This is a genomic window from Klebsiella sp. HMSC09D12, assembly GCF_001808475.1.
Lineage (GTDB): Bacteria > Pseudomonadota > Gammaproteobacteria > Enterobacterales > Enterobacteriaceae > Klebsiella > Klebsiella oxytoca.
This window is the reverse complement of record NZ_KV793441.1, coordinates 1-518: the sequence shown is the minus strand read 5'-3', so window position 1 is coordinate 518 and position 518 is coordinate 1. Positions and strand designations below refer to the sequence as shown.

Genomic DNA, 518 nt, shown 5'->3' with positions numbered 1-518 from the left:
GAATTCGGCATGACACCTGCCAGCCGATCAAAGGTTGGTGCAAAAGGCCCGGCAGAAGCCGACCCACTGGAAGAATTTCTTAAAAAGCGCAAATGATGAATGGCAACCGTTGCAGATGGATTCCGCTACGCCGAGCGCGTGGTATCTGGCGATATCGTTGCTGGCGAACTGGTGCGTCTTGCGTGCCAGCGGTTCTTTCATGATTTAGAGCACGGCCCGGAGCGCGGTGTTTATTTTGATGAAGGCCGCGCCCAGCACGTTCTCGATTTTTATAACTTCGTCCCCCATGTGAAGGGGCACTTGACCGGCAAGCCGATCGAGTTGATGGACTGGCACACCTTCATCCTGATTAACCTTTTTGGTTTTGTCGTCCCGCTGATAGATGAAATAACGTTTGAGAGCATTCTTGACGACGATGGCGACCCCATGTTTGTGCGTCGCTTTCGTACCGCCTATGACGAAGTAGCGCGTAAAAATGCCAAATCAACGCTTTCGTCTGGCATCGGGCTTTATATGAC

At 51.9% G+C, this 518-nt stretch carries 2 pseudogenes; both read left to right on the top strand.

The features are described from left to right. A pseudogene (locus tag HMPREF3178_RS29720) lies at positions 1–96 on the top strand (phage terminase small subunit P27 family); the annotation flags it as partial. A 3-nt stretch (positions 97–99) separates the two neighbouring features. After that, positions 100–518: pseudogene (locus HMPREF3178_RS08210) on the top strand (terminase large subunit); the annotation flags it as partial.